Raw genomic sequence first — 25,597 nt, forward strand, 5'->3', positions numbered from 1 at the left:
AGTGAGAGCCGATCTCGTCACCGCGCTGCGCTGCCCGGTCTGTGCCGACGGGCTGCTGCTGGCCGACCGTACGGCGCGGTGTCCGCGCGGGCATTCGTACGACCTGGCGAAGCAGGGCTACCTGAATCTGTTGCCTGCGGCATCGAACGGCATCGAGGGCGATTCGGCCGCGATGGTCGGCGCCCGCACGGTCTTCCTCGGCACCGGGCATTACGCGGCAATCCGGGACGCGCTGATCCTGGCGTCCGGGCTCGGCGAGGAAGACCTGGTCGTGGAGGTCGGCGCAGGCACCGGCTACTACCTGGCCGGAGTCCTCGGCCTCGGTCCGCAACGTCGTGGGATCGCCCTGGACGTGTCGAAGTTCGCCGCCCGGCGCGCGGCGAAAGTGGATCCACGGATCGCGTCCGTGGTGTGCGACGCGTGGCAGGAACTGCCGCTCGTCGACGGGGCCGCCCAGCTGATGCTGAACGTGTTCGCGCCGCGCAACGCAGCGGAGATGGCCCGGGTCCTGGCGCCGGACGGCCGCCTGCTCGTCGTCACACCGAACCAGCAACATCTCGCCGAACTGGTCCACGTGCTCGGGATGGTCAGCGTGGACCAGGAGAAGGAACGGCGGCTGCAGGAGTCGCTGGCGGGGGAGTTCGACCGGGTCGGTAGTGAGGTCGTCGAGGAGACGATGCGGCTCGACAAGACGGCCGTGGAGCAGTTGGTGCTGATGACGCCGAGCGCGCGGCACGTGAACTACCGCGAGCTCCTGCAGCAGATCGCCGTACTGCGGGAGCCTGCGATCGCGACCTTGTCGGTCACGCTCTCGACCTGGCGGCCGCGGTGATGCCGGCTCGAGCTCGGCACCACTGACCGCATCAGCGGTTGATCAGGCCGCGTGGCCGATCAGTTCGCGGCCGACGACGGTGCCGTGGTTCTCGGCCTCGACGTGCGCCTCGGACTCCGAGACCTTGGAGGCGTCGATCAGCTCCTCCATCCCCGGGGTGACCGGGGCCAGGGTGAGCTCGGCGGCCGCGGTGCGGATGTTCATGCCGAACAGGTCGGCGAAGACGCGCTCGAGGTACGGCGTGGCGTGGTCCCAGCCGTGCTTCGGCGTACCCGGGGCGTAGCCGCCGCCACGGGCGATGGCGAAGATCGCGGGCCGGCCGGCGAGCGGCCGGGAGCCGAAGGCGAGGTCCCGGTCCATCAGCAGCAGGTCGATCCAGGTCTTCACGTTCTGCGCGATGCCGTAGTTGTAGAGCGGTACGGCGAGCAGGATCGCGTCGGCGTTCCGGGCCTCGGCCGCGAGGTCGGCGGCGATCGCCTGCGCCTCGGCGAGCGGCATCCGGTCGGAGTCGGCGACCGGCTCCTGACCCACCTGGGCGGCGGCCAGCGTCGGCCACACGGTCGCGGGCAGCGGGTGCTGTCCGAGGTCCCGCCGTACCACGACACCGTCCGGGTGCTCCGCCTTCCAGGCGGCCTCGGCGCTGTCCGCCAGCGCGCGGGACACCGAACCGTCCAGCCGGATGCTGGCGTCGACGCGTAGCAGGGTGCTCATAGGTTCTGTCTCCATCGAGTTGAGGGGGCGTGCTCGTGTTGAGCTGTATCGAAGATAATCTGTTGAGCAGAACATATTCAAGTCAGATCGTATTCCGGGTGGCGTACACCACGTACGATGGGGACATGTCCAGTACTTCGCCTGAGGTCGCGACCCGGGCAATCCGTGGGGTTGAGCCGTCGGGCGCCAGCGCCGCGCCGGTGGAGGCCGACCTCGGCTGGGCGCTGGGCGTCGTCTTCCGGCGGTACGCCAAGGCGTCCGCGGCAGCGCTCGAGGGTCTTCCCGGCGGCCCGCGCGGCTACCAGGTGCTCGCGACGACGAACTCCGAGGGCCCGAAGCGGCAGCTCGACCTGGCCGCCCAGCTCGGCGTCGACCGGACCGTGATGACCTATCTGCTCGACGACCTGGAGAAGGCGGGGCTCGTGCAGCGCCGGCCCGACCCGGCCGACCGTCGCGCGCGGCTGATCGCCCCGACCGACGAGGGCGTCGAGGCTCTGTGCGACCTGGAGCGCCGCCTGCGCAGCACCGAGGAGGAGGTGCTGGGCATCCTCGAGGAGTCGGAGCGCGCCAGCTTCCGGATGCTTCTACAGCGCGTGGCGATGAAGGCCAACGCGATCGACCCGCTGCACAACGCGTGCTCGCTGGCCGAAGCGGACGACCCCGCCAGCACCTAGTGCAGCGGCACGAAGCCTGACTCGTAGGCGCGGATGACCGCCTGGGTGCGGTCTCGCGCGTTGAGCTTCGACAGCACGTTGGCGACGTGGGTCTTGACCGTCTGCAGCCCGAGGATGAGCTCCGTGGCGATCTCGGCGTTCGACAGACCACGCGCCATCAACCGAAGCACCTCCTGCTCCCGCTCGGTCAGCTGGTACTCGTCCAGACCGCTCGGCGTCTGCGGTCCGACATGGGCCAGCGCCAACGCCCGGATCGCCTCCGGGAACAGCAGCGACTCGCTCCGCGCGACGGTCCGGATCGCCGCGATGATGTCGTCCGGGGGAGTGCGCTTCAGCAGGAACCCGGACGCGCCGGCGCGCAAAGCGTCGTACACGTAGTCGTCGTTCTCGAACGTGGTGACGACCAGTACGCGCGGCGCCGGGTCGAGGTTCTCCAGCAGCAGCCGGGTCGCCTGGATGCCGTCGACCGCAGGCATCCGGACATCCATCAGTACGACGTCGGCCCCGGTACGACGAACCAGCGGCAGGACCTCCGCGCCGTCACCGGCCTCGCCGACCACCGTGAGGTCGGGCTCGGCGTTGATGATCGCGCGCAGCCCGCTCCGGATCAGCGGCTCGTCGTCGACCACGACCACCGACAGGTTCATGTCATCCCTTCGTCATGCTGACCGGCAACCGGACCGCGAGGCGCCAGGTCTGCCCCTCGGTCTCCGCGACCGGGCCGGCGTCAACGGTGCCGCGCAGTACGGCGACTCTTTCACGGATGCCGGCCAGGCCGCGGCCGCCTCCGGACTGATCGGACTTGCCGTTCATCGGATTGGTGACCGCGAGCCGCAGTCCGGAAGTGTCCAACCGGATCGACAGGTCCACGGCCAGCTCACCGGCCGGACGACCGGCATGCCGGATCGCGTTCGTCAGGCCTTCCTGCACGATTCGGTACGCCTCTCGGGAGACCGCGGCCGGTAGCTGGTCCAGATCGCCTGACCGGTCGACCTCGATCGTGATGCCGCCGGCTCGGGTGGCCTCGACGAGACGGTCCAGACCGCCGAGCGTGGCCTGCGGCGTGGTCCGGGAGCCCTGCCGACGGTCGTCGCGCAGCAGGCCGAGCACGTGGTCGAGATCCGCGAGTGCTGCCCGGGCGGAGGTCTCCATCGCGGCCAGTGCGTTCTCGGCGAAGTCGGGGTCGCTGGCAAGCACTCGGCGCGCTGCTGCGGCCTGGATGGTGACGAGGCTGAGGGCGTGCCCGACGCTGTCGTGCAGTTCGCGGGCCAGACGGTTGCGCTCGGCAAGCGTTGCGGTCTGTTGCTCGAGCAGCTCGATCCGCTCCGCCGCGGTCGGTCCGAGGACGCGCGGCGCGAGGTACGCCAGCAGTGCGCCGACCGCGGCCGACAGCAGGAACAGTCCGGCGAGACTGCCGATCGCTGCCGCCGGCATCCAGAGGTCGGTCCAGTCGCCGCGGATGTCGTACGACCAGCCGGGCACGATGTCGCGCGATCCGGCCGAGCGGAACGGCGCGGCCAGCCAGATCGCGCCGACGCCGAACACGATCGTGCTGAGGATCCCGATCACTCCGCCGGCGACCAGGTGCAGGCAGAACCAGGCGACGGTCCGCCGGCGCTGCGGCCAGGTCCGGGCCGGACCGAGCGGCCGCTCGTCGAACCGCACCGCGAGCAGCGACTCGACCGCGATGCCCTCCACCTCGCGGACCGCGGGCAACAGGCCGAGCACGACCGGCGGCACCAGTCCCATCAGCACCCAGATGATGCCGGTGGCAACTTTCGGCAGGCCGAGGTCGGTGACCACCGCGCCGAGCGCGCTGTCGACCAGGATGAACGCCAGCACCAGCGCCGAGCCGAGCAGCAGGTACACCCAGCGCAGGTACGTCGACGTACGCCACAGGCTCCCGATCGCGTGTGCTACTGCTTTCACAGCTCCATCGTGTCAAAGCCGGGCCGGTGTCACCTCCCTCGGCGGAGTGAGTGCGGGGAAACCCCTGCGTCCCGTACCCGGAAGTGGCATGCCTCACCAAGAAGTTGAGGGTTTACGCAAATTTGACGCTGCACGGCCCGGTTGTGCCCTCGCGGGCGTCGCGATCTGCTGCTCAGGCAGGTACGGTCTGTGGTCGGGGCGGGTGCCCGTTCGGCTACGGACAGGTATGGGGAACGGCTCCAGGACGGGTGGCCAGCATGCTCTGCGAGGACCCGGCACGGCGGACGTTAAGTCCCCGTGAAGACCCCGCAGGCGGATTGACCACCTTTCCATATTTGATGTTTGATCAAATATCGGGACGAGAGAGGTCGATATGAGGTTGAGGCGTTCCGTCATCGCGCTGATGGCGGTCCTGGGGCTCGCCCTGGTCAGTGCATGTAATGGTGACGACAAAGGCAGTCAGGCCGACAACAGCCTGACGAAGGTCAACTACCTGACGTCGTTCAACACCTTCGGCCGTGAGGCGTACGCGTACGTCGCGCTGGACAAGGGGTACTTCAAGGACGCCGGCTTCGACGTCAAGATCACCCCGGGCAGCGGCACCGTCGACGTGATGAAGCTGGTGGCCGGTGGGCAGGCCGACTACGGCATCGGCGACTTCACCGCGATCGTGATCACCCTCGGCAAGCAGAAGCTGCCGGTCACCACGGTCGGCATGATCCACCAGCGGTCGCTGGCCGCCATCATGTCGCTCAAGGGTTACGGCATCGAGAAGCCGCAGGACCTGGTCGGCAAGACCATCGCCGACCAGCCGGGTTCCACCAACACGGTGATGTTCCCGGTCTACGCCAAGGCCGTGAACATCGACCCGAAGTCGGTCACGTTCCTCCCGTCGCCGCCGCCGGCGCTGCCGAAGCTGCTTGCCTCCGGCAAGGTCAAGGGCATCGGCCAGTTCGTGGTCGGCGAGCCGCTGATCAAGAAGGCCGACCCGAGCCACCGCGATCCCGTCACACTGGCCTACGGCGACGTGCTGCCGCAGCTGTACGGCAACGCGATCATCACCCGGTCGGACCTGGCCAAGGACCACCCGGACCAGGTGAAGAAGTTCACCGGCGCGCTGCTCAAGGGCCTGCAGGACACCGTCGACGACCCGGCCGGGTCCGCCGCGATCCTGAAGAAGTACGTGCCCGACACCGATCTCGCGGTTGCTACCAGCGAGCTGGAGATCATGAAGAAGTACACCAAGCCGGACACCTTCAAGGGTCCGCTCGGCGACGTCGACCTGGAGCGGGTCAAGACGATCATCAGCTTGCTGGAGCAGTCGAACGCGATGCCGAAGGGATCCGTCACCCCCGACGACGTCGTCACGATGAGCCTGGCTCCGAAGAGCTAGGGTGTCCGACCACTGATGATTCGCCTGGACGGCGTAGGGCAGGTCTTCGACGGACGCGAGGGCCGGGTGACAGCCCTCGAGAAGATCGACCTGCACGTCCGCGGCGGTGAGTTCGTCACGCTGATCGGCCGGTCCGGATGTGGCAAGTCCACTCTGCTCCGGCTGATCGCGGGACTGTTGCCGCCGACGTCCGGTTCGGTCCAGGTGGCGGAGGAACCCGTCACCGGACCGCGCCGGGACGTCTCGTTCATGTTCCAGCGTCCGGCCCTGCTGCCGTGGCGCTCGGTGCTGTCGAACGTGATGCTGCCGGTCGAGATCGACAAGGGCAGCGACCGCGGCAAGGCGGCGTACCGGGACCGGGCTCACCAACTGCTCGAGCTGGTCGGTCTGCAAGGTTTCGAACGGCGCCTGCCGCACGAGCTGTCCGGCGGCATGCAGCAGCGGGTGTCGCTGTGCCGGTCGTTGATCCGCGATCCGCAGGTGATGCTGATGGACGAGCCGTTCTCCGCACTCGACGCGCTCACCCGGACCGAGCTGTCCGAGGAGCTGCAGCGGATCAAGATGGAGCTGGCCACCACGATCGTGTTCGTCACGCACTCGATCGAGGAGGCCGTCGTCCTCGCGGACCGGGTCGTCGTACTGACGCCGCGGCCGGGGCGGATGCGCGAGATCGTCGACATCGACATCCCGCGGCCGCGCAGCCTCGCCCAGAACGCGTACGTCACCGAGGTGGCCACGATCAGCGCCCGCTTGCACGCGCTGCTCTCGGAGAAGGACAGCGAGGACCGGCGATGACCAAGCGTTCCTGGCTGACCGGTTCGCCGGCGGCCGCCGTCATCCTCCCGATCATCGGGCTGGCGGCGGCGATCGCGCTGTGGTGGCTCGCGACGGTCGTGTTCTCGATCGAGCCGTACCTGCTGCCGACGCCGTGGGACGTGGTGGTCAAGTTCTTCGACCAGCCCGGTGTCCTGCTGTCGGAGACCGGTACGTCGCTGCTCGAGACGATCGAGGGCTTCCTGCTCGCGATCGTCATCGGCGTACCGATCGCGCTGGTGATCGTCCGCTCGGTGGTCCTCGAGCGGCTGGTCTACCCGCTGCTGCTGATGGTGAACTCGATCCCCAAGGTCGCGATCGCGCCGCTGCTGGTGGTGTGGATGGGCTTCGGTCAGTGGCCGAAGATCGTGATGGTGCTGCTGATGTGCTTCTTCCCGATCGTGATCTCGACCGCGCAGGGGATGAAGTCGACGCCGACCGAGCTGGTCGAGCTGATGCGGTCGCTGGACGCGACGCGGGCGCAGGAGTTCTTCAAGCTCCGGCTGCGGTACGCGATGCCGCAGATCTTCACCGGGTTCAAGGTGGCGATCTCGCTGGCGGTGATCGGTGCCGTGATCGGCGAGTTCGTTGGCGCCACCAAGGGACTCGGGTACGTGATCCAGCAGTCCGGCGCCAGCGCCGACACCACGCTGGCGTTCGCAGCGATCATGCTCCTCAGCGTGATGAGCATCCTCTTGTTCTACGGCTTGGTGCTACTCGAGCACCTGCTGCTCCCATGGGCCCAGGAGAAGCGGTGACGGTATCAATGCCACGCCTCCGGCGCGGCAGGTCATCGGGCTTTGGCTCCCGTCCTTCCCTCGTCGCTCCGGTCGCTTCGCTCCCTACGCTCCTCAGTCCAGGACGGGAGGCCCGATGACCGCGCAAGCTTCCGACGCGGACAGACGCGTGCTGGTTCGGCCCGACTGGCTGCAGGCCACGGTTTCGTCGGTGTTCACCGCGGTCGGATTCGACCCGGCGGACGCGGGCAAGATCGCCACTGCGCTGGTCGAGGCGGATCTGCGCGGCGTGAGTTCGCACGGCGTGATGCTGGTTCCGATGTACGTCGAACGCCTGAACGCCGGCGGTGTGACCCGCGAGCGCGAGCTCGACATCCTGTACGACGCCGGCGCGGCGATGGTCGCGGACGCCCGCGGCGGGATGGGCCAACTGTCCAGCCCGCAGGCGATGGGGCACGCGATCGAGCGCGCCGGCCGGTACGGCATCGGGCTGGTCTCGGTCCGCAACGCGCACCACTTCGGCGCGGCCAGCCGCTGGGCCATGCAAGCCGGTCAGGCCGGGTGTATCGGTATCGCGATGTCGAACACCACCCCGCTGATGCCCGCTCCGGGCGGCGCCGAGCGGATCGTCGGCAACAACCCGCTCGCGATCGCGGTCCCGACCAAGGCCGGCGTGGAGATCGTGCTGGACATGGCGTTGTCGGCTGTTGCCCTGGGCAAGATCCGGCTGGCGGCCTCGGCCGGGCGGTCGATTCCCGACACCTGGGCGACCGATCCCTCGGGTACGCCGACCACGGACCCGGAGGAGGCCGTGCTCGGCATGCTGTTGCCGGCGGCCGGCCACAAGGGCTTCGGGCTGGCGCTGATGATCGACGTACTCACCGGTGTGCTGAGCGGCGGCGGCTGGGGCGACCAGGTCCGCCCGCTGTACCGCGAGCCGGACCGGCCGAACGACTGCGCGCACCTGTTCCTGGCGATCGACCCGGAGTTGATGGGCGGCGTGGAGAGTTTCCGCCTGCGCTCGTCCGGGCTGGCCGCGCGGGTCCGGGGGAGCGCGACGGCTCCCGGCGTGAGCCGGCTGCATCTGCCGGGTGAGATCGAGGCGGAGCGTGCGGCGTACCAGCGCCGGCACGGTGTGCTGATCGAGCGGTCCGGACTGGACGGGCTGCTGGAGGCGGCGCGCGCGGTCGGCGCCGTCGTACCGGCGGGAGGGGTGTTGAGCTGATGGGAAAGACACAGGTGTCGACGGAGGCGCTGCGGAGCCCGAACGGGGTGTTCTCGCAGGCCACGACGATCGAAGCGACCGGGCGGTTGGTCTTCGTTTCCGGGATGACCGCCCGGCGGCCGGACGGCGGGATCGTCGGGGTCGGGGACGTCCGGGAACAGACCAGGCAGGTGTGCGAGAACGTGAAGGCGGCGGTCGAGGCCGCCGGCGGCACGCTCGCGGATGTCTGCCGGGTGGATGTGTACGTGCGCAACATGGAGGACTTCGCCAAGATCCACGAGATCCGGGCGCAGTACTTCACCGAGCCGCTGCCGGCGTCGACGATGGTCGAGGTCAGCAAGCTCGCACATCCCGATTACCTGATCGAGATCAACGCGATCGCAGTGGTCGCATGACCGGGGGTGAAGCCATGCGCGGTGTCGAGTGGACCTGAGATGAAGTACGTGACGGTGGAGTACGCCGGGCGCGAGGTGCCCGGCGTACTCGACGGGGATTCGGTTCTGTTGCTATCGGCAACCGACCTGACCGAGGTGATCTCCGGATCGGCCGACGTGGTGGACAAGATCCCTTATGACGAGGGGATCCTGCGAGCACCGCTGCGGCGGTTCCGGCGGGACATCCTGTGTACCGGGTGGAACTACTGGGACCACTTCGAGGAGAGCAAGGGCAAGCGTGAGGGCCAGGACGTGGACCGGCCCAAGCACCCGACGTTCTTCACCAAGGGCCCGGACGTGGTGATCGGTCCGTACGACGACATCGCCTGGGATCCGGCGATCTCCGCCAAGTGGGATTACGAGGCCGAGGTCGCGCTGGTGATCGGCAAGACCGGCAAGAACATCGCTGTCGCCGACGCACTGGACCACGTCTGGGGCTACACGCTGGCGAACGACGTGTCGCAGCGGGACTTGCAGCGTGCGCACGGCGGTCAGTGGCTGAAGGGTAAGAGCATCGACGACACGATGCCGCTGGGTCCGTGGATCGTGACCGCCGACGAGGTGGGCGACCCGCAGGACATCCACCTGCAGTGCTTGGTGAACGGTGAGGTACGCCAGGACGCGTCCACGCGGCAGATGGCGTTCGACGTCGCCACGCTGATCAGTGAGCTCTCGTTCGGCATGACGCTGCGCCCGGGCGACCTGCTGCTGACCGGTACGCCGGCCGGCATCGGCAACGCCCGCGAGCCACAGGTGTTCCTCCAGGACGGCGACGTCGTCGTCACCCGCTCCGACAAACTCGGCGAGCTGCGCAACAGAGTGGCACGCGCATGAGCGGGCCCCTGGAACTGCTGCCAGGTAGCGGCAAGAGCGGCCGCCGTACCCTCGCCGAGCACGCGGCCGCCGAGCTGCACCAGCTGATCCTGTCCGGCGAGCTGCCGAGCGGTACGCCGCTGCGTCTCGTCGAGCTGGCCAGCCGGCTCGAGATGAGCCAGATGCCTGTGCGCGAGGGACTCCGTCGGCTGGAGGCGCTCGGGCTGGTCGAGATCATTCCGCACCGCGGCGCATGGGTCCGTGACCTGTCGTTGTCCGATCTGCGCGACACGCACGAGACCCGGCTGGCGTTGGAGAGCCTCGCCGTACGGGCGGCTGCGGCCCGGTTCACCGGTGACGATCTGACGAAGGCAGCGGCCGCGCTGGCCGAGCACCTCCGTCTGTCGCGTGCAGAGGACTCGGCGGGTGCCCGTGAGGCCCATGCGGACTTCCACTTCGCGATCTACCGGGCGAGCGGTTCACAGTGGTTGCCGCGAGCAATCGAGCCGGTGTGGCAGAACAGCGAGCGCTACCGGTTCGGCAGCCGGCTGACGGCGTTCCTGATCGAGAAGAGCCGGCAGGAGCACCAGGCGATCCTGGACGCTTGCGTCGCGCAGGACCCTGATGCGGCCGAGCAGGCGTTGCGCAGCCACCTGGCCGGCGCGTTCCAGCGGATCACCGAGACGATGACGTCGAAGCAGAAGGAGACGTCATGAAGGTGAGCTTCGACGCGACCGGTGAGGTCGTGGTGATCACAGGCGGCGCACGGGGCATCGGTGCGGCACTCGCACATGCCTTCAACGCCGCCGGCGGTACTGCGGTCGTCTTCGACGTCACGCCCCCGGCCGACGGTGTCGAGTACGTCGAGGTCGACGTGGCGGACCGGTCCGCCGTACAGGCTGCGGTTGCCGGTGTGCTGGAGCGGCACGGGCGGATCGACGGTCTGGTCGCCGGTGCGGCCGTGCAGCCGCGGTCGACCGTGCTGGAGATGGATGCGGCCGAGTGGACCCGCACGCTGCAGGTGAACCTCGACGGTGTGGTCTGGGCGTGTCAGGCCGTCGTACCGCAGATGGTGGAGCGGCAGTCCGGTTCGGTCGTGGTGTTCACGTCGGGGCTGGCGTCGACCGGGTACGCCGGTGCGTCGGCGTACGCGGCGAGCAAGGCGGCGCTGGTGGCGTTCGCCAAGTCGCTGGCGGCCGAGGTGGCCGGCGACCGGGTCCGGGTGAACGTGGTCGCGCCAGGGGTGATCGACACCGAACAGTTCCGTACTGCGAACGGCGGTGCGGACCGGGAGCACTGGCACGACACCATAGGTATCGGCGACACCGACGACGTGGTCGGGCCGTTGCTGTTCCTGCTGTCCGACGCGGCCGCGATGACCGGGTCGGTGCTGGCCCGGGAACGTGCCTTTGCCAAGCTCACGAGCTTTATTTAGTTGCCGGAGTGACAAGTTGACTGAACAGCTGCCCGTTGTCGTAGTGGGCGCCGGACCGATCGGTCTGACCGCGGCCCTCGGCCTGGAGCACTACGGCATCCCGTATGTGCTGCTGGAGGAGGACGCCACGCTCTCCTCCGACACCAAGGCCGGTACGACGCTCAGCCGGACCCTGGAGATCTGGAACCGGTACGGCGCGGTGGACCGCATCCTCGGCGCTGCCTTGCGGATCGACGAGATCGGTGACATCGACCGCGCGACGAACACCCCGCGGGCCTCGGTGCAGCTGGCCGAGCTGGCGAACGACACGCAGTTCCCGTTCGTCATCAACCTGCCGCAGCAGAAGATGGAGCCGCTCCTCGCGGCTGCCCTGTCCACGCCGGTACGGACGCAGCACCGGATGACGTCGTTCGACGTACGCGACGACCGCGTCGTACTGCAGGTCGAGACGCCGGACGGACCGCAGGAGCTCGAGGCGTCGTACCTGCTGGCCTGTGACGGTGGGCGTTCGCGGATCCGCGATGCGCTCGGTGTGAAGGTCGTGGGGGAGACCTTGCCCGAGCGGTACATGCTGATCGATGTCGTGGTGGATCTGGACGTCAACAACGCCAGGGACTACCCGTACCTCGCGTACTTCGCGGACAAGTCCGAGTGGATGGTCCTGATCCGGCAGCCCGACAACTGGCGGTTCCTGTTCCCGCTGGCGCCGGGTGCCGACGCACCGGACGACGAGGACCTGCTGGTGAAGGTGAAGCAGTTCATCGGCGAGGTCGACCGGATCGAGCTGCTGGGCTCGGTCGTCTACAACGTGCACCACCGGGTCGCGGAGCAGTGGACCAAGGACCGCAGGGTGTTCCTGATGGGCGATGCGGCCCACCTGATCACGCCGATGTGGGCGCTGGGTCTGAACACCGGTGCGCTGGACGCGTCGAACCTGCCGTGGCGGCTGGCCTGGGTACTCCGCGGCTGGGCGGATCCGTCGTTGCTGGACGGGTACGAGCAGGAGCAGCGTCCGGTGGCGATCGAGGGCTCGGGCGAGATGGCTGAGGCTGCGCGGAAGTACATGTCGTTCCAGCAGGGTGCTGTCACGGCGGGAACGAGTGACTGGGCAACGGCGTACACGCGGACTCTGCTCAGTGTGCGGCTGGATGTGGACGGCTCCGGTGACTGGTCGATGGTTGCCACCTCGGCCGAACCGCCTACAGTGCGCGCCGGTGACCGGGCACCCGACCTGGTGCTGCAGAGCCCGACCGGTCGTGTGACGATCCACGACCTGTGCCGGGACTCGTTCGTTGCCTTGTACTTCACAGATGTCCGGCGGCGCCCGGAGATCCCGGTGAACGGATCGCCCGCGCTGCAGCACTATGCGGTGTCCCGGTGGGACGCGCCGCACGACTCCGGTCTGCGGGACCGTGCGCTGTTCGACCCGGGAAGCGTTGCCACCAAGCGGTACGGCGTGCCGCCCGAGACCGTCGTACTGCTTCGTCCGGACGGGCATGTGGCTGCGGTGGCTCCGATGGGTACTGGTGTTGCTGAGGAGCTCTACAGCCGCATTACTGGTCGGGAGGTGCCATGACCGGTTTTGACCAGCCGCTGCGGGAGATCCTGCTGCAGACGGACGACCTGGAGTGGGTCGAGAAGTCGCTGGACGGCTTGTCCCACAAGATGCTGTGGCGGGACCCGGAGACCGAGGCCTCGATCGCACTGGTGCGTTTCGAGAAGGGCTCCGGCATTCCGTCCGAGCACAAGCACGCGTCGAACCAGTTCATGTTCTGCCTGTCCGGCCGGTACGTCTACCTGCCGACCGGGACCACGCTGACCAAGGGCAGCTTCTACTGGAACCCGAAGGGCGTGACGCACGGACCGACGCGGGCGGAGGAGACCTCTGTCCTGCTGGAGGTGTACGACGGGCCGCACTACCCGGAGCGGCCGGACTTCTACGACAACGACGAGGACGCCCGCTGACATGGCCGGTTGGGACGTCCACACCCACCTGATCCCGCCGACCGTACTGTCGGCGGCGCACCGCGGTGAGTTCGGGCTGTCCGTCGACAGCGGTTCGCTGGTGATCGACGGACAGCGACTGCCGCTGCGTCGGCTCGCCGACCCGGCCGCACTGCTGCACTGGATCACCGAGCAGTCGCTGGACGGCGCTGTCGTCTCCGTGCCGCCCGCGCTCTTCCGGTACGACGCCGGGGTCGAGTGGTCCGAGCTGGTGAACCAGGGGCTCCGGGAGCTCGCCACGCCACAACTGCGCGTCTTGGCGCATCTGCCGCTGCTGGACCCGGCAGCGCCGGAGGTGGCTGCCGGTCTGGCCGCTGAGGGCGTCTTCGGCGGGTTCGCAGTGGGTACGCCGAGCTATGCCGGGCTGGATCCGGTCTGGCGGGTGCTGGACGTGCTGGAGGCGTTCACGCTGATTCATCCCGGCAGCAGTGACGACAAGCGGCTTGATTCGTTCTACTTGTCGAACCTGTTGGGGAATCCGTACGAGACCGGGGTGGCCGCCGCTTCGCTCGTCTTCGCCGACGTGCCGGGGCGGTTTCCAGGGATCCGGTTCTGCTTGTGCCATGGGGGTGGTGTGACGGCGGCCGTTGCCGGCCGGTGGCAGCGCGGGATCGACACCGAACGGCCCGGGATCGAGCCGGTGTCGTTGCCGGTCGCGGAGGCGCTGCGCCGGTTCTACGTCGACGATCTGGTGCACGACGACGCCGTACTGGAACTGCTGACTTCGACGTTCGGTGCCGACCGGGTGCTGGCCGGGAGCGACTGGCCGTTCCCGATGGGCAGCGACGGGGTGTCCGCCGCGCGGTCCGCGACGGCCGAGGTGCTGACCCGGCCGCTGGCGAAGGAGGTCGCCGCGTGGTGAGACGGGTGTTCTGTCTGGTCGAGGTTGTGATCAGATATCAAATCGTGAACGGGGATGAGGCGTGAGTACACGGGGGACTGTCTTGCACAGTCATGGGCCGGGTGAGCAGCTGAAGGCCGAAGAGGTCGAGCTGGCAGCCGGTCCGGGTGAGACGTTGGTGGAGATGCGGCTGGCCGCCGTGTCTTCGCAGGACCGGTCGACGCTGGCCGGCAAGCAGCCGTCGGTGCCGTTCGTACCGGGCACCGAGGGAACGGGTGTGGTCGTCAGTTCGGATGCGGTCGAGGCGGGGACGGCTGTGCTCGTCCGCGGCGACGGTGTCGGTGTGACGAGAGCAGGTGTGTGGGGGCAGTACGCCGTCGTGCCGGATGTCGCCGTACATCGGCTGCCGTCGTCGTTGGAGCCGGGAGCGGCGCTGACGTTGCTGTCGCAGGCGTTGACTGCACACACCGCAGTACGGCGAGTGGCCGATGTACTGAAGGGCGAGACCGTTGTCGTCACCGGCGTAACCAGCATGCTCGGGCGGATGTGCGCTGCGATCGCACGGTCGGCCGGAGCGGAGCGGGTGATTGGTCTGGTGTCGATGGAGGCGATTGTTGATGCCACGACCGCACTGGTGGACCAGATCGTTCGCGTAGACGGACTGGGACAGGTTGGCCGGGAGCTGCAGTGGTGTGACGCGGCGATCGACACCATGGGCGGTCCGGTGACCGGCGGGGTGCTGGGGCACATCGCTCCGGGCGGGCGGATCGCAGTACTGGGTTATAAGGCCGGTGAGTTCACCACGATCGATCTTCACCAGTTGATCGGCCGCGACCTCCGGGTGTTGCCGGTGAACCTGCAGCGCACTGCTCTGGCACCGGATGCGGTCGGTCAGGCACTCGCAGATATCGCACCGGCTTCCTGGCGAGCGGAGTACGACGTGGTGCCCGCGGACCGGGCCGGTGACGTGCTGGATCGGCAGGCCGGGCGGGTGTTGCTGGATCTGACCGCGTTGCGCTGACACTCCTCGGCTGGCCTAGACCACTTGTCTTTGTTGGGCTCTGCGCTGAGCAATCCGTCGCCGAAAGCCCGCAGATACCCGAGCGGCGGCTACGGTACCTCCAGAGCTGAATAGGAGAGAGGCAGCCCGCTACTGATGATCCGACGACTCGAGCTCACGCCTGGGGGGCCTACCGGCCGTCGTACGCTCGCCGAGGAAGCCGCCGCCGAACTGCACGAACTGATCCTGTCCGGTGAGCTCCCCAGTGGTACGGCGCTGCGGCTCGAGGAGCTCGCCAAACGGCTGGACATGAGCCAGATGCCGATCCGGGAAGGGCTGCGCCGGATGGCTGCGCTCGGACTGGTGGAAATCGTCCCGCACAAGGGCGCCTGGGTCCGGGAGCTGTCGATGGAGGACCTGCGCGACACTCACGCGACCCGGTTGGCGCTGGAGTCTCTTGCGGTGCGTGCGGCCGCGACGCGGTTCTCCGACACGGACGCCTCGACCGCGCGGGACGCACTGGCCGAGCATGTCCGGTTGTCGAAGCTGGGTGACAACATCGCGTCCCGGCAGGCGCACACCGAGTTCCACTTCGCCATCTATCGGGCCGGCGGTTCGCGGTGGCTGCCGCGAGCGATCGAGCCGGTCTGGCAGAACAGCGAGCGCTACCGGTTCGGCTCCCGGCAGACCAAGGCCCGGATCGAGCAGACCCGGCGGGAGCACCAGGCGATCCTCGACGCGTGCGTGGCGCACGACGAGGCGGGCGCCGAGGCCGCGCTGCGCGAACACCTGGAAGGTGCGATGCAGCGCATCACCGAGACGATGGAGCGTCGCTCGGCCAAGCCGTGAGCTCTTCGAACCGGTCGTGCTGCCAGCCAGTTGCGTCGAAGACCGCGCGAAGCAGCAGGCCGTCGCTGCTCGCGCGGTGCACCCCGATGAGCTCTTCGAGCGGCTTGCTGCCCAAGCCTTCGTAGTACTCGTCCAGTGCTTGCCGCCTGCGCTGCTCGGACCCTCCACTCATCTCCTCGAGCGGTGTAGCGCATCCGGTGAGGTGGCCTGAGCCGATCTGCTCTCCTGGGGCTAGCTGCTGGACCAGTTGCTCACCTGCACGCACGTCTTGTGCTCTAACGCGTGCACCGAGCGTGCGGCAGGGGACGCGCTGGAGTGCTCGCTGGACTGCTTGTGAGATGGCGATGTGGTCCGGATGCCCGGTGAGCCCGTCCCGTCCGACGGTGAGGATGAGCTCCGGCTGGAGCTGGTGGACTGCCTTCTCGACCTCTGCGGCCAGCTCGGCCGGATCGGCGGCTGCCGGCGTCTGCGGGCCTTTGTGACCGCCGTCGTCGATCCACTGGTTCGCTGCGCCGAGCCAGTGCCACTCGTCGATCCCGAGCAGCGCGCAGGAGTTGGTGAGGTGGTCCGCGGCTCCGTGCATCCCGGCGGTGGCAACACGCAGTACGACGTGCCAGCCCTGCTCGTGCAGCACAGCGGTCGCGGCGCCGGTGGCGAACACCTCGTCGTCCGGATGTGCGTGGACGACGAGCGCCGTACGCATCAGCTGGTCAGTCGGCCAGGCGGGCCGGGAAGCCGCCGGTGGCGAGCGGACCCCAGCGCTCCGGGGTGATGCGGATCAGGCACTTGCCCTGCTGCACCATCGCCTCGCGGTACTCGTCCCAGTCCGGGTGCTCGCCGGAGATCGCACGGTAGTAGTCGACCAGCGGCTCCACCGCGTCCGGCAGCTCGATCACCTCGCCACTACCGTCCACCTGCACCCACGCGCCGCTCCACTCGTCCGACAGCACGAGCACACCGGCCTTACCGGTCCGCTTCACGTTGGTGCTCTTGGCCCGCTCCGGGTACGACGAGATGACGATGCGGCCCTCGGTGTCCACACCCCCGGACACCGGCGACGCCTGCGCCGTCCCGTCCGCCCGATACGTGATCAACAACATGTGATGACGAGGCCGCACAAACTCCAGCAACCCCTCGACGTCGACCTTGGTGTTGGTAGCAATAGTCCTCGGCATGGCCCCCACCCTATGCGCCAGCCTGGAGCTCCTGCGGGGGTGTGGACGACCGGATTGACATGTTCGAACAGGTGTTCGAACATGGATTCATGACGGGGATCGAAGCAGCGGCGAGTCGGGTCACGGCGCTCGACCAGGCACGGCTGCTCCTTGCCCAGGTCAAGGCTCGGAAGGCTGCTGAAGACGACGTTGAGGAGGGTGCCCGGCTGGCTCCTGTCACCGGCCGGGTGCCGTCGGTGGCGCGGGTGCAGCAGGCGTTGGATACGGCGGGGGTGGATCGGGAGCTGCCGACGCATCCGGCGGTGAGTGAGTTGCTGGCGGGGGCGAGCCTGCGCGGTGGCTCGGTGTACTCCGTGCGTGGCAGCGCTGCCCTGGTGATGGCGTTGATGGCCGGTCCGTCCGCGGAGGGCGCCTGGTGCGGCGTCGTCGGGGTGCCGTCGTTCGGTGCCGAGGCGGCGCGCGGGCTCGGGGTCGATCTGGAGCGGCTCGTGCTGGTCCCGGATCCGGGCCGCGAATGGCTCAGCGTCGTCGCCGCGTTGGTGGACGCGCTGACGGTGGTGGTCGTCCGGCCGCCCGGGGAGGTGACACCGGGGGAGGCGTCCCGGCTTGCCGCCCGGCTCCGGACCCGCGGCGCGATGCTGATCGCGTACGGGTCGTGGCCCGGCAGCGAGGCCCGGTTCGAGATCGAGAGCAACACCTGGACCGGTCTGGGTGACGGCGAGGGTCTGATCACCGCCCGCCGGGCAACGGTCGCGGTAAGCGGTCGACGGGCAGGCTTACGTGCCCGTCGTCATGAGCTCTGGCTTCCTGGCCCTGACGGTGCAGTCCGGCCCGCGGCGCCGGCGCGTGAGGAAGCTCCGGGCTGGCAGGAAGAGTGGGCTGACCAGATCGGCGCGGTGGGCTGATGGGCAGCCGCGGACTCACCCGCACGATGGTGATCTGGGTGCCCGACTGGCCGGTGACGGCGGCCGCGGTGGCGACCGGACGATCGCCGGACGAGCCGATCGTCGTGCTGGAGAAAGGAAAGGTGCTCGCTACCTCGGCGGCCGCGCGGGCCGAAGGGGTGCGGCGCGGGCAGCGGGCCCGGGACGCGCAGTCGCGGTGCCCGGAGCTGGTCGTGCTGAAGTACGACCCGGTGATCGACGCGCGCGCGTTCGACCCGGTGATCGCGTGCCTGGAGGCGATCACGCCGGGCGTGCAGGCGATCCGCCCAGGCATGTGCGCGTTGAAGGCACGCGGTCCGGCCCGGTTCTACGGCAGCGAGGAGCGGGCGGCGGAGAAGCTGCTCGACCGGCTGGAGACGTTCGACGTGCCGGGCAGCCGGGTCGGGATCGCCGACGGTCCGTTCGCCGCGGAGCAGGCGGCGCGGGCGAGCTCCGCGCGGACCAGGGTGCACGTGGTGCCGCCGGGCGGATCACCGGAGTTCCTCGCGCCGTTGTCGGTCGACCTGCTCGAGCAGCCGGAGCTCACGGATCTGCTGCGCCGGCTGGGGTTGCGGTCGCTGGGCGCGTTCGCCCAACTGTCCGGGACGGAGGTGCTGACCCGGTTCGGCCCCAGCGGCGCCTTCGCCCATCGGCTGGCGAGCGGATCCGACGATCGTCCGGTGACCGGCCGGGAGGTCCCGCCGGAGTTGACCCGGGCGCTCGACTTCGAGCCGTCCGTCGACCGGGTCGACCAGGTCGCGTTCGCGGTCCGTGCGATCGCCGACGAGATGATCGTCCGGCTGACCGAGCTCGGCCTGGTGTGTACGACGCTGCGGGTCGAGGTCGGCACCGAGTCCGGGCGGATCCACGAGCGGGAGTGGCTGCATCCACGCTGGTTCACCGCGACGGACGTGGTGGACCGCGTGCGTTGGCAGTTGCAGGGGAGCGGGACGGCGACCAGTGAGCTGACGTCGCCCGTCGTGCGGATCCGGTTGATCCCGGATCAGGCGGATCCGGTCGGCGCCCATGTCGACGGGTTGTGGGGCGGCGGGCCGGACGAGCGGATCCACCGGGCGTTGTCGCGGGTGCAGAGCATGCTCGGTCACGGCGCGGTCGTGTCGGTGGTGATCGGCGGCGGGCGAGGGTTCGCGGACCGGCAGACGCTGATCCCCTGGGGTGATCCGCCGGTGCCGGCACGGCCGCCGGACCAGCCGTGGCCCGGGGCGATCACCGGGGCCGAGCGCTGGCCGACGCCGGCGCCGACCACGATCTTCCCGGAGCCGATCCCCGCGAAGGTGTTCGCCGCGGACGGCGCCCAGGTCTCGGTCAGCGCCCGCGGCGAGCTGTCCGGCGTACCGGCCGCGTTCTCCTTGCTGTCCTCCGGCGGCTCCGGCGTTCAGGTTGCCGACAGCAACAAAATCCACCCGATCACGGCCTGGGCCGGCCCCTGGCTCAGCACCGAACGCTGGTGGGACCCCGCCACCGAGTCCCGCCAGGCCCGCTTCCAGTTCCAGACCGCCGACACCCGCGCCTGGCTCTTCACCCTCCACCAAACAACCTGGCAGGCCCAAGCCACCTACGACTGATTACGTGAAGTCGATCCGCATCACTGTGCGGCGGAGGGTGGGGTGGGTGAGTTGTTTGAAGCCGGCTTCCTCGAAGGCCTGGTGGGGGCCGACGTGGAGTTCGCCCCAGGTGATGGTTTTGCCGGGTTGGGTGAACATCGGGTAGGCCTCCAGTGCGCGGGCGCCGCGGCTGCGGGCGTACGGGATGGTCGCGCGGGCCAGGTGATACGTGAGGCCGCGGCCGCGGAAGCCTTTACGGACCGTTATGCACGTGACAGCCCAGACGCTCTCGTCGTCCTTGTCCTCGGAGCGGTCCGCCCACAGCACCCGCGACGTCCGCAGCTTCGGGTACGCCGTGCGCGGCTCGACAGCGACCCAGCCGGCCGGCTCGCCGTCGACGTACGCGACCAGTCCGGTCGTCGACGTCGCGTCCGGCACGCCGCACGCGGTCTGGTCCTGGAGTCGCGTCATCCGCTCGTCCAGTGTCGAGTCCCGCCAGATCCACCCGCGGATCTTGAACCGCTGGCATTGGCACAGCCCGGCGTCCGTCGTACCGAAGATCGTTTGCAGGTCTTCCCACGGCACCTCGTTCGCCGGTACGACGGTCAGCTGCGACTCATCGATCACCATGCCCAGCAGATTAACGCCGGTTCCGGACGACCCGCTTCCGGAACTAAATTGACCGCATGCATCGCAGCCGAGTCTCCACCTTCCTCATCGACGTACGGCGGGACGAGGTCGACGCGGCCACGACGTTCTGGTCCGAGGCGCTCGGCGTACGGACGTCGTCGCCGGAGGGCGAGCCGCAGTTCATCAGCCTGCACAACGCGATCCCGGGGTATGTCGCCGCGATCCAGTCGGTCGACGACGAGCCGCGGTACCACCTCGACATCGAGACCGACGACGTCACCGCCGAGGTTGCGCGACTGACCGCCCTCGGCGCGGTGGAGATCGCCGACTGGCAGGGCTGTCACACCCTCAAAGCCCCCGGCGGCCATCTGTTCTGTGTCATCCCGGTGCACAGCGATCAGGAGTACTTCGAGCAGCGCGCGACCGTTTGGGGAAATGAATGAGCGTGACAGTGCGGGATCTGGTGCCCGCGTTCATCGACTTCTGGGCGAGTGCGGACAGGCCCTGGGACGAGTACATCGAGAAGCACCCGGAGGTCCTCAACGATCTGACCAGGTCCGGCCGGACGCTGCAGGAAGCGCAACGGGAGAAGGCGTTCGCGGCGTACGAACAGTTCGCGGACCGGATCCAGGCCAACGCGCCGCACGCCACCCGGTGGATCGAGCAGGCCGCCGGTCGCGTCGTACCGCTCCTCGACGCCGGCCACATCGACATCGACGGGGTCGCGATGGTCGGGCTCGCCACCTCGAACGGCTGGGTCGCCGGCGGCACGCTGTACCTCGCGGTCGAGCTGATCCCCGACGAACGCGGCGCCGAGATCCTCGGCGCCCACGAGATCGCGCACGCGCTGCAGGCGCCGCTTCCCGAACAGCCCTGGCCGGACGAGGGGCCGCTCGGCGAGGACATCTACAGCGAAGGTTTCGCGACCGCGCTCACGGCCGAGCTGTTTCCGCAGTACACGCTCGCCGAGCACCTCTGGTTCGGACCCGGGTACGACGACTGGCTCGCGGACTGCCAACGCCAGGAAGTGGCCGCCCGCGCCGCGATCCTCGACAACCTCGACTCCGAGGACGACGACGTCATCCGCCGCTTCCTCACGCTCAGCGGCAAGTCCGAGTTCCCGCAGCGCATCGGGTACTACGTCGGCACGAGGCTGATCCAGGACCTCCGCCGCGAGCACGCCTGGCCCGATCTGGCCCGCTGGTCCACCGCCCGCGCCATGCATGAGCTCCGTGCCTGGCTGACGAACAACGACCCTGACGACGCCGGAGTTCCGCGCTAGGCCGGGAGCAGAATCGGCCGTCGGACAGGCAACGCCCGGACTAGGCTCCGAGGCATGACTGAGCTTGCGGCGACGTTCCAGCAGGAAGCAGTAGCGGAGGCCTATCAGCATCGGCCGCCGTATCCGGATGAGGTGTTCGACCGACTCCTGGCACTGATCACCGACGAACCGCGACGTGTGCTCGACATCGGCGCCGGCGAGGGCGCGATCGCCCGGCCGATCGCGCCGCGGGTCGAGCGCGTCGACGCGATCGACTTCTCCGCACCGATGGTCGAAGCCGGCAAGCAGCGCCCCGGCGGCGACCACCCGAACATCACCTGGCAGGTCAACCCGATCGAGACCGCCGAGCTCGACGGGCCGTACGCACTGGTGACCGCCGGCGCGAGTATCCACTGGTTGCCGTGGGAGGAGACGTTCGCGCGGATCGTCCCGCACCTGACCCCGAACGCCCAGCTCGTCGTCATCGAGCACGGTCCCGTCGACACGCCCTGGTGGGACGGCGTCGTCGAAGCGATCCAGCGGCACTCGCGCAAGAAGGACCACGACCCGAAGTACAGCGTCGTCGAGGCGATCCGCGATCGCGGCCTGCTCGAGCTCAACGGGACGGCCCGGACGGCGCCCGTCACCTATCACCAGAAGGTCGCCGACTACGTGGAGCAGTTCCACTCGACGTCGAGTCTGGCGCGGGATCTGATGACTCCCGAGGAGGCCGCCGACTTCGACGCGACCGTCGAGGAAGCGGTCCGCCCGTACGCGAAGGACGGCGTACTGGAGCTGAAGATCGAGGCCGAGCTCAGCTGGGGTCGGCCGAGAGCTTAGCGGCGCGCGCCTGCAGGTAGCGCTGTTCGGGAAGACTCTGCGTGAGCCGCGCGGCAAGCTCATAAGCCTGTCGGGCCGCAACCGCATCGCCCGACAGCTCCAGCAGATGAGCTCGCACCGCAGCCAGCCGATGGTGATCCTGCAATGCACCGTCCACGTCGTCGAGCAACGCCAGCCCGGCCGCCGGGCCGTGCACCATCGCGACCGCGACGATCCGGTTCAGCGTCACCATCGGGCCGGGCGCGGTCGACTCGAGAAGTTCGTAGAGCATCAGGATCTCGCGCCAGTCCGTGTCCTCGGCCCGCGCCGCCGAGTCGTGGACCGCGGCGATCGCGGCTTGCAACTGGTAGAGCCCGACCGGCGCTGACTGCAGCGTCGACGTGATCAACTCGGTGCCTTCGGCAACCGCCGCACCATCCCACAACGTCCGGTCCTGATCCGGCAACGGCACCAGAGCGCCGTCCGGTGTCGTACGCGCGGGCCGACGCGCGTCCGTCAGCAGCATCAACGCGAGCAGCCCGGCCACCTCGCCCTCCGACGGGAGCTGCGCCTGCAACTGCCGCGTCAGCCGGATCGCCTCCGTGCTCAGCTCGACCCGATGCAGCGACGTACCGGATGAGGCCGTGTAGCCCTCGTTGAAGATCAGATACAGCACATGCAGTACGGCGGCCAGCCGCTCGGGCTGCTCCGACGCCGGCGGCATCGCGAACCGCGCGCCCTGCAGCTTCGCCTTCGCCCGGCTGATCCGCTGCCCGATCGTTGCCTCCGGCACCAGAAACGCCCGGGCGATCTCGCCGGTGGTCAGCCCGCCGACCGCGCGCAACGTGAGCGCGACCTGCGACTGCGACGTCAGCGCCGGGTGGCAGCACAGCATCAGCAACGTCAGCGAGTCGTCGACCGACGACGCAGGCTCGGGCTCCGGCGCGACCCCGACCGCCTCCTCGCGCCGCGTCCGCGCCGCCTCGTTCCTCAGTACTTCGATCCGTCGCCGCGACGCGACCGTGATCAGCCAGCCGCGCGGATTCGCCGGAACGCCCTCACCCGGCCACTGCAACGACGCAGCCAGCAGAGCCTCCTGTACGGCGTCCTCGCACGCGTCGAAGTCGCCGTACCGCCGGACCAGCGCGGCCAGCACCTGCGGCGCCTGCTCCCGCAGCAGCTCCTCGATCACATGAACGCGCCGAGATCACGGACCGGACGGACCTCCACGACACTGAACGGAGCCTCCGGGATCTGCGCGACGATCTCCACCGCACGGTCCATCGAGTCGCAGTCCAGCAGGTAGAAGCCGGCCAGCTGCTCCTTGACCTCGGCGAACGGCCCGTCCGTCGTCAGCGGCTTCCCGTCGCGGATCAGCACCTGCTTGGTCAGCCCCGGGTCGTCCAGCGACTCCGACGCGACCAGCTCCCCGCGGGCCGCGAGCGCCTCGTGCAGGCCGGCGTACCCCGCCATGCCTTCCTGCTTCTGCTCGTCGGACAGCGAATCCCACACCGCCCGCGACTCCGGGTTCCCGTAGATCAGCACCAAGAACTTCATGATCAGCCCTCCCGTTCCAAGGATCACTCTCCGGTATCGATCGGGTCACCGGTTCGCACCACCCATAGCGGCAGCGGGGCAGGCGCGTTCTGGTATCAGGGGAAAGCCGGGGCATGCCCCGGCATGGCCGGACGTAAACCTGTCGGGGCGCCCCAGTAGAGTTACGTCGGGTATCAGGGTGAGAGAGGGAGGGGTCGCGTGCCGGACTTGGAAGTGTCCGACCGGGTTTTGACGATCCCGAACGCGCTCAGCTTCCTCAGGTTGCTGGGGGTGCCGCTGTTCCTGTGGCTGGTGCTCGGCCCGAAGGAGGACGGCTGGGCGCTGCTGGTGCTGGCGATCTCCGGTTTCACCGACTGGGCCGACGGCCAGATCGCCCGCCGGATGAACCAGACCAGCCGGCTGGGCCAGATGCTCGACCCGGTGGCCGACCGGCTGTACATTTTCGCGACCGTCGTCGGCCTGGCGTTGCGCGACATCATCCCGTGGTGGCTGGCGATCGCGCTGCCGCTGCGGGACCTGCTGCTGACGCTGACCCTGCCGGCCCTGCACCGCCGCGGCTTCAACGCGCTCCCGGTGCACTTCCTCGGCAAGTCCGCCACGTTCTGCCTGCTGTACGCGTTCCCGCTGCTCCTGCTCGGCGACGGCGACTCCACCCTCAACCTGCTCGCCCGCGTGTTCGGCTGGGCGTTCGCGATCTGGGGGACCGGTCTGTACTACTGGGCCGGCGCACTGTACTTCGCCCAGCTGCGGCACCTCGTCCAGACGGTGAAGCCGATCAAGGACGCGGCCGGGTAGAGCAGTGACACAGCAAGCCCCCCAGAAACCGGCGCAGAAGCCTCGGCGCGTCGACGCGTCGATGTCGCTGCTGAACAACCTGATGGCGCACCCGATCGACGAGGGGTACGCCGTCGCGGCCCGGACCCGCCCGAAGGACGGCGCCAAGGCGCTCCGCTCCCGGCACCGGATCATGCTCGTGGCGGCCACGGTCGTGCTCGGCTTCCTGCTCGCGGTCGCCGCCTCGCAGAACTACCGCAGCGCGCCGGAGGCCGAGAAGCAGCGCAGCGAACTGATCGACCGGATCAACCAGGCCGACAGCCGGCTGAACGGTCTGCGCAACCACCAGTCCGACCTCGCCGACGAGGTGCGCCGGTTACAGGCGAGCGGACTGAGCAACGACAGCACCGGCGCGGCGCTGCAGCAGAAGCTCGACGACCTGGAGCTGCAGACCGGTGCGATCTCGGTCACCGGCCCCGGGCTGAAGGCGGTCATCGACGATGCGAAGAACGCCGACTCCAAAGAGGGCCGGTTGCTCGACGTCGATCTGCAGCAGCTGGTCAACGGCCTGTGGACGTCCGGCGCGGAGGCGGTGTCGGTGAACGGTCACCGGATCACCTCGCTGACCGCGATCCGCGGCGCGGGCAGTGCGATCACGGTCGACTACAGCTCGCTGACCCCGCCGTACACGGTGCTCGCGATCGGGGACACCGCGACCATGCCGGCCCGGTTCGCGCAGAGCTCGGGCGGCCGCTGGGTGCAGTACCTGGTGAGCAACTTCGATGTCCGGATGACGATCACGACGGAGGACTCCTTGCTGGTGCCGGCCGATGCGACCATCGCGTTGCGCTACGCGAAAGTGGGATCGAGATGATCGCCGTACTCGGACTGGTGATCGGTGTCGTGATCGGTCTGCTGGTCGCCCCCGACGTGCCGGACTGGGCCCAGCCCTACCTGCCGATCGCGGTCGTGGCCGCGCTCGACGCGGTGTTCGGCGCGCTCCGGGCGTTCCTGGACGGGATCTTCGACGACAAGGTGTTCGTCGTGTCGTTCGTCTCGAACGTGCTGATCGCGGCCCTGATCGTCTACCTGGGTGACCAGCTCGGCGTCGGCTCGCAGCTGTCGACCGGCGTGGTCGTCGTGCTCGGCATCCGGATCTTCACCAACATGGCAGCCATCCGGCGCCACATCTTCCGGGCCTGA

General features: G+C 68.9%; 31 protein-coding genes. 23 read left to right on the forward strand and 8 right to left on the reverse strand.

The window, feature by feature from the left end; translation table 11 throughout:
- Position 1: 1 nt before the first annotated feature.
- Complete coding sequence (locus ACQPYH_RS17985) at positions 2-832, forward strand: putative RNA methyltransferase (protein ID WP_432892698.1); 831 nt, start codon at positions 2-4, stop codon at positions 830-832.
- Positions 833-874: 42 nt separating this feature from the next.
- On the opposite strand, the gene ACQPYH_RS17990 is transcribed toward ACQPYH_RS17985, so the two are convergent.
- On the reverse strand, positions 875-1,543 hold the full coding sequence (locus ACQPYH_RS17990; protein ID WP_432892700.1) for an FMN-dependent NADH-azoreductase: 669 nt from the start codon (positions 1,541-1,543) through the stop codon (positions 875-877).
- A gap of 125 nt (positions 1,544-1,668) precedes the next feature.
- On the opposite strand from ACQPYH_RS17990, the gene ACQPYH_RS17995 reads away from it, so the two are divergent.
- Positions 1,669-2,217 carry a MarR family winged helix-turn-helix transcriptional regulator gene (locus tag ACQPYH_RS17995; RefSeq protein WP_432892702.1) on the forward strand — a complete coding sequence of 183 codons (549 nt, stop codon included), beginning with the start codon at positions 1,669-1,671 and terminating at the stop codon, positions 2,215-2,217.
- Here ACQPYH_RS17995 and ACQPYH_RS18000 read toward each other — a convergent pair.
- A complete protein-coding gene (locus tag ACQPYH_RS18000) occupies positions 2,214-2,864 on the reverse strand; it encodes a response regulator (protein ID WP_432892704.1) in 651 nt (216 codons plus the stop codon). The two genes, ACQPYH_RS17995 and ACQPYH_RS18000, sit on opposite strands and share 4 nt — an antisense overlap.
- A 1-nt stretch (position 2,865) precedes the next feature.
- Positions 2,866-4,146 (reverse strand): sensor histidine kinase, encoded by a 1,281-nt coding sequence (locus tag ACQPYH_RS18005; protein ID WP_432892706.1) that lies wholly within the window; start codon positions 4,144-4,146, stop codon positions 2,866-2,868.
- 373 nt (positions 4,147-4,519) lie between these two features.
- Here ACQPYH_RS18005 and ACQPYH_RS18010 point away from each other — a divergent pair, with 373 nt between their 5' ends.
- The 13 genes from ACQPYH_RS18010 to ACQPYH_RS18070 all read left to right on the forward strand — a co-directional run bounded on the left by ACQPYH_RS18010 (position 4,520) and on the right by ACQPYH_RS18070 (position 15,690).
- Entirely contained in the window at positions 4,520-5,539 is a 1,020-nt protein-coding gene (locus ACQPYH_RS18010) for an ABC transporter substrate-binding protein (RefSeq protein ID WP_432892708.1), read from the forward strand.
- Positions 5,540-5,554: 15 nt separating this feature from the next.
- Entirely contained in the window at positions 5,555-6,334 is a 780-nt protein-coding gene (locus tag ACQPYH_RS18015; RefSeq protein WP_432892710.1) for an ABC transporter ATP-binding protein, read from the forward strand.
- Positions 6,331-7,110, forward strand: coding sequence for an ABC transporter permease (locus ACQPYH_RS18020; protein WP_432892712.1), 780 nt, complete (start codon positions 6,331-6,333; stop codon positions 7,108-7,110). Before ACQPYH_RS18015 ends, ACQPYH_RS18020 begins: the two co-directional genes overlap by 4 nt.
- A 115-nt stretch (positions 7,111-7,225) precedes the next feature.
- Positions 7,226-8,314 (forward strand): Ldh family oxidoreductase, encoded by a 1,089-nt coding sequence (locus ACQPYH_RS18025; RefSeq protein WP_432892714.1) that lies wholly within the window; start codon positions 7,226-7,228, stop codon positions 8,312-8,314.
- Complete coding sequence (locus ACQPYH_RS18030; protein ID WP_432892716.1) at positions 8,314-8,709, forward strand: RidA family protein; 396 nt, start codon at positions 8,314-8,316, stop codon at positions 8,707-8,709. The genes ACQPYH_RS18025 and ACQPYH_RS18030 overlap by 1 nt, the downstream gene beginning before the upstream one ends.
- A gap of 39 nt (positions 8,710-8,748) precedes the next feature.
- Positions 8,749-9,582 carry a fumarylacetoacetate hydrolase family protein gene (locus ACQPYH_RS18035; protein ID WP_432892718.1) on the forward strand — a complete coding sequence of 278 codons (834 nt, stop codon included), beginning with the start codon at positions 8,749-8,751 and terminating at the stop codon, positions 9,580-9,582.
- A complete protein-coding gene (locus ACQPYH_RS18040; RefSeq protein ID WP_432892720.1) occupies positions 9,579-10,277 on the forward strand; it encodes a GntR family transcriptional regulator in 699 nt (232 codons plus the stop codon). Before ACQPYH_RS18035 ends, ACQPYH_RS18040 begins: the two co-directional genes overlap by 4 nt.
- Positions 10,274-10,996: an SDR family NAD(P)-dependent oxidoreductase gene (locus tag ACQPYH_RS18045; protein WP_432892722.1), complete on the forward strand. Its 723-nt coding sequence runs from the start codon at positions 10,274-10,276 to the stop codon at positions 10,994-10,996. The genes ACQPYH_RS18040 and ACQPYH_RS18045 overlap by 4 nt, the downstream gene beginning before the upstream one ends.
- Before the next feature lie 16 nt (positions 10,997-11,012).
- Complete coding sequence (locus ACQPYH_RS18050) at positions 11,013-12,572, forward strand: FAD-dependent monooxygenase (RefSeq protein ID WP_432892723.1); 1,560 nt, start codon at positions 11,013-11,015, stop codon at positions 12,570-12,572.
- Positions 12,569-12,961, forward strand: coding sequence for a cupin domain-containing protein (locus ACQPYH_RS18055; protein WP_432892725.1), 393 nt, complete (start codon positions 12,569-12,571; stop codon positions 12,959-12,961). Before ACQPYH_RS18050 ends, ACQPYH_RS18055 begins: the two co-directional genes overlap by 4 nt.
- Before the next feature lies 1 nt (position 12,962).
- Positions 12,963-13,862 (forward strand): amidohydrolase family protein, encoded by a 900-nt coding sequence (locus tag ACQPYH_RS18060; protein ID WP_432892727.1) that lies wholly within the window; start codon positions 12,963-12,965, stop codon positions 13,860-13,862.
- Between the two features lie 61 nt (positions 13,863-13,923).
- Positions 13,924-14,862, forward strand: a complete 939-nt coding sequence (locus ACQPYH_RS18065) for a quinone oxidoreductase family protein (RefSeq protein ID WP_432892728.1) — start codon at positions 13,924-13,926, stop codon at positions 14,860-14,862.
- Positions 14,863-14,997: 135 nt separating this feature from the next.
- Complete coding sequence (locus ACQPYH_RS18070; protein ID WP_130450597.1) at positions 14,998-15,690, forward strand: GntR family transcriptional regulator; 693 nt, start codon at positions 14,998-15,000, stop codon at positions 15,688-15,690.
- Here ACQPYH_RS18070 and ACQPYH_RS18075 read toward each other — a convergent pair.
- Both ACQPYH_RS18075 and ACQPYH_RS18080 read right to left on the reverse strand, forming a co-directional pair.
- Positions 15,653-16,393, reverse strand: a complete 741-nt coding sequence (locus ACQPYH_RS18075) for a PIG-L deacetylase family protein (protein WP_432892729.1) — start codon at positions 16,391-16,393, stop codon at positions 15,653-15,655. The genes ACQPYH_RS18070 and ACQPYH_RS18075 overlap by 38 nt on opposite strands.
- 7 nt (positions 16,394-16,400) lie before the next feature.
- Positions 16,401-16,865, reverse strand: coding sequence for a PPOX class F420-dependent oxidoreductase (locus ACQPYH_RS18080; RefSeq protein WP_432892730.1), 465 nt, complete (start codon positions 16,863-16,865; stop codon positions 16,401-16,403).
- An 89-nt stretch (positions 16,866-16,954) separates the two neighbouring features.
- On the opposite strand from ACQPYH_RS18080, the gene ACQPYH_RS18085 reads away from it, so the two are divergent.
- Both ACQPYH_RS18085 and ACQPYH_RS18090 read left to right on the forward strand, forming a co-directional pair.
- Entirely contained in the window at positions 16,955-17,770 is an 816-nt protein-coding gene (locus ACQPYH_RS18085; RefSeq protein WP_432892732.1) for a hypothetical protein, read from the forward strand.
- Positions 17,770-19,374 carry a DNA polymerase Y family protein gene (locus ACQPYH_RS18090; protein WP_432892734.1) on the forward strand — a complete coding sequence of 535 codons (1,605 nt, stop codon included), beginning with the start codon at positions 17,770-17,772 and terminating at the stop codon, positions 19,372-19,374. The genes ACQPYH_RS18085 and ACQPYH_RS18090 overlap by 1 nt, the downstream gene beginning before the upstream one ends.
- Here the strand turns inward: ACQPYH_RS18090 and ACQPYH_RS18095 are convergent, their stop codons facing one another.
- A complete protein-coding gene (locus ACQPYH_RS18095; protein ID WP_432892735.1) occupies positions 19,375-19,983 on the reverse strand; it encodes an N-acetyltransferase family protein in 609 nt (202 codons plus the stop codon).
- A gap of 56 nt (positions 19,984-20,039) precedes the next feature.
- Between ACQPYH_RS18095 and ACQPYH_RS18100 the strand changes: the two genes are divergently transcribed.
- Genes ACQPYH_RS18100 through ACQPYH_RS18110 form a run of 3 tightly spaced genes read left to right on the forward strand, consistent with a single transcriptional unit; the run spans position 20,040 to position 22,084 of the window.
- The gene (locus tag ACQPYH_RS18100; RefSeq protein WP_432892736.1) at positions 20,040-20,426 is read left to right on the forward strand and encodes a VOC family protein; all 387 of its coding nucleotides are present in this window, start codon (positions 20,040-20,042) and stop codon (positions 20,424-20,426) included.
- Positions 20,423-21,265: a DUF2268 domain-containing putative Zn-dependent protease gene (locus tag ACQPYH_RS18105; protein ID WP_432892738.1), complete on the forward strand. Its 843-nt coding sequence runs from the start codon at positions 20,423-20,425 to the stop codon at positions 21,263-21,265. Before ACQPYH_RS18100 ends, ACQPYH_RS18105 begins: the two co-directional genes overlap by 4 nt.
- Positions 21,266-21,319: 54 nt before the next feature.
- Positions 21,320-22,084, forward strand: coding sequence for a class I SAM-dependent methyltransferase (locus ACQPYH_RS18110; protein WP_432892739.1), 765 nt, complete (start codon positions 21,320-21,322; stop codon positions 22,082-22,084).
- Here ACQPYH_RS18110 and ACQPYH_RS18115 read toward each other — a convergent pair.
- Together ACQPYH_RS18115 and ACQPYH_RS18120 are read right to left on the reverse strand one after the other, a co-directional pair.
- Positions 22,059-23,255 carry an RNA polymerase sigma factor gene (locus ACQPYH_RS18115; RefSeq protein WP_432892740.1) on the reverse strand — a complete coding sequence of 399 codons (1,197 nt, stop codon included), beginning with the start codon at positions 23,253-23,255 and terminating at the stop codon, positions 22,059-22,061. The two genes, ACQPYH_RS18110 and ACQPYH_RS18115, sit on opposite strands and share 26 nt — an antisense overlap.
- The gene (locus tag ACQPYH_RS18120; protein ID WP_432892742.1) at positions 23,252-23,620 is read right to left on the reverse strand and encodes a YciI family protein; all 369 of its coding nucleotides are present in this window, start codon (positions 23,618-23,620) and stop codon (positions 23,252-23,254) included. Before ACQPYH_RS18120 ends, ACQPYH_RS18115 begins: the two co-directional genes overlap by 4 nt.
- 198 nt (positions 23,621-23,818) lie before the next feature.
- Here ACQPYH_RS18120 and ACQPYH_RS18125 point away from each other — a divergent pair, with 198 nt between their 5' ends.
- The 3 genes from ACQPYH_RS18125 to ACQPYH_RS18135 are packed head-to-tail and all read left to right on the forward strand — an operon-like array spanning position 23,819 to position 25,597.
- Positions 23,819-24,415 carry a CDP-alcohol phosphatidyltransferase family protein gene (locus tag ACQPYH_RS18125; RefSeq protein WP_130450578.1) on the forward strand — a complete coding sequence of 199 codons (597 nt, stop codon included), beginning with the start codon at positions 23,819-23,821 and terminating at the stop codon, positions 24,413-24,415.
- A gap of 4 nt (positions 24,416-24,419) precedes the next feature.
- Positions 24,420-25,268, forward strand: coding sequence for a DUF881 domain-containing protein (locus ACQPYH_RS18130; RefSeq protein WP_432892743.1), 849 nt, complete (start codon positions 24,420-24,422; stop codon positions 25,266-25,268).
- The gene (locus ACQPYH_RS18135; protein ID WP_012920789.1) at positions 25,265-25,597 is read left to right on the forward strand and encodes a small basic family protein; all 333 of its coding nucleotides are present in this window, start codon (positions 25,265-25,267) and stop codon (positions 25,595-25,597) included. Before ACQPYH_RS18130 ends, ACQPYH_RS18135 begins: the two co-directional genes overlap by 4 nt.

The organism is Kribbella sp. CA-245084, assembly GCF_050942355.1.
Classification (GTDB): domain Bacteria; phylum Actinomycetota; class Actinomycetes; order Propionibacteriales; family Kribbellaceae; genus Kribbella.

Bases quoted from the DNA above. Each gene is read 5' to 3' on its own strand.
- ACQPYH_RS18030 (WP_432892716.1), top strand. From the start codon at position 8,314: ATGGGAAAGACACAGGTGTCGACGGAGGCGCTGCGGAGCCCGAACGGG.
- ACQPYH_RS18070 (WP_130450597.1), top strand. From the start codon at position 14,998: ATGATCCGACGACTCGAGCTCACGCCTGGGGGGCCTACCGGCCGTCGT.
- ACQPYH_RS18090 (WP_432892734.1), top strand. From the start codon at position 17,770: ATGGGCAGCCGCGGACTCACCCGCACGATGGTGATCTGGGTGCCCGAC.
- ACQPYH_RS18060 (WP_432892727.1), top strand. From the start codon at position 12,963: ATGGCCGGTTGGGACGTCCACACCCACCTGATCCCGCCGACCGTACTG.
- ACQPYH_RS18000 (WP_432892704.1), bottom strand. From the start codon at position 2,864: ATGAACCTGTCGGTGGTCGTGGTCGACGACGAGCCGCTGATCCGGAGC.
- ACQPYH_RS18015 (WP_432892710.1), top strand. From the start codon at position 5,555: ATGATTCGCCTGGACGGCGTAGGGCAGGTCTTCGACGGACGCGAGGGC.
- ACQPYH_RS18010 (WP_432892708.1), top strand. From the start codon at position 4,520: ATGAGGTTGAGGCGTTCCGTCATCGCGCTGATGGCGGTCCTGGGGCTC.
- ACQPYH_RS17990 (WP_432892700.1), bottom strand. From the start codon at position 1,543: ATGAGCACCCTGCTACGCGTCGACGCCAGCATCCGGCTGGACGGTTCG.
- ACQPYH_RS17995 (WP_432892702.1), top strand. From the start codon at position 1,669: ATGTCCAGTACTTCGCCTGAGGTCGCGACCCGGGCAATCCGTGGGGTT.
- ACQPYH_RS18075 (WP_432892729.1), bottom strand. From the start codon at position 16,393: ATGCGTACGGCGCTCGTCGTCCACGCACATCCGGACGACGAGGTGTTC.
- ACQPYH_RS18055 (WP_432892725.1), top strand. From the start codon at position 12,569: ATGACCGGTTTTGACCAGCCGCTGCGGGAGATCCTGCTGCAGACGGAC.
- ACQPYH_RS18035 (WP_432892718.1), top strand. From the start codon at position 8,749: ATGAAGTACGTGACGGTGGAGTACGCCGGGCGCGAGGTGCCCGGCGTA.
- ACQPYH_RS18045 (WP_432892722.1), top strand. From the start codon at position 10,274: ATGAAGGTGAGCTTCGACGCGACCGGTGAGGTCGTGGTGATCACAGGC.
- ACQPYH_RS18100 (WP_432892736.1), top strand. From the start codon at position 20,040: ATGCATCGCAGCCGAGTCTCCACCTTCCTCATCGACGTACGGCGGGAC.
- ACQPYH_RS18135 (WP_012920789.1), top strand. From the start codon at position 25,265: ATGATCGCCGTACTCGGACTGGTGATCGGTGTCGTGATCGGTCTGCTG.
- ACQPYH_RS18120 (WP_432892742.1), bottom strand. From the start codon at position 23,620: ATGAAGTTCTTGGTGCTGATCTACGGGAACCCGGAGTCGCGGGCGGTG.
- ACQPYH_RS18025 (WP_432892714.1), top strand. From the start codon at position 7,226: ATGACCGCGCAAGCTTCCGACGCGGACAGACGCGTGCTGGTTCGGCCC.
- ACQPYH_RS18095 (WP_432892735.1), bottom strand. From the start codon at position 19,983: ATGGTGATCGATGAGTCGCAGCTGACCGTCGTACCGGCGAACGAGGTG.
- ACQPYH_RS18110 (WP_432892739.1), top strand. From the start codon at position 21,320: ATGACTGAGCTTGCGGCGACGTTCCAGCAGGAAGCAGTAGCGGAGGCC.
- ACQPYH_RS18105 (WP_432892738.1), top strand. From the start codon at position 20,423: ATGAGCGTGACAGTGCGGGATCTGGTGCCCGCGTTCATCGACTTCTGG.
- ACQPYH_RS18040 (WP_432892720.1), top strand. From the start codon at position 9,579: ATGAGCGGGCCCCTGGAACTGCTGCCAGGTAGCGGCAAGAGCGGCCGC.
- ACQPYH_RS18020 (WP_432892712.1), top strand. From the start codon at position 6,331: ATGACCAAGCGTTCCTGGCTGACCGGTTCGCCGGCGGCCGCCGTCATC.
- ACQPYH_RS18080 (WP_432892730.1), bottom strand. From the start codon at position 16,865: ATGCCGAGGACTATTGCTACCAACACCAAGGTCGACGTCGAGGGGTTG.
- ACQPYH_RS18085 (WP_432892732.1), top strand. From the start codon at position 16,955: ATGACGGGGATCGAAGCAGCGGCGAGTCGGGTCACGGCGCTCGACCAG.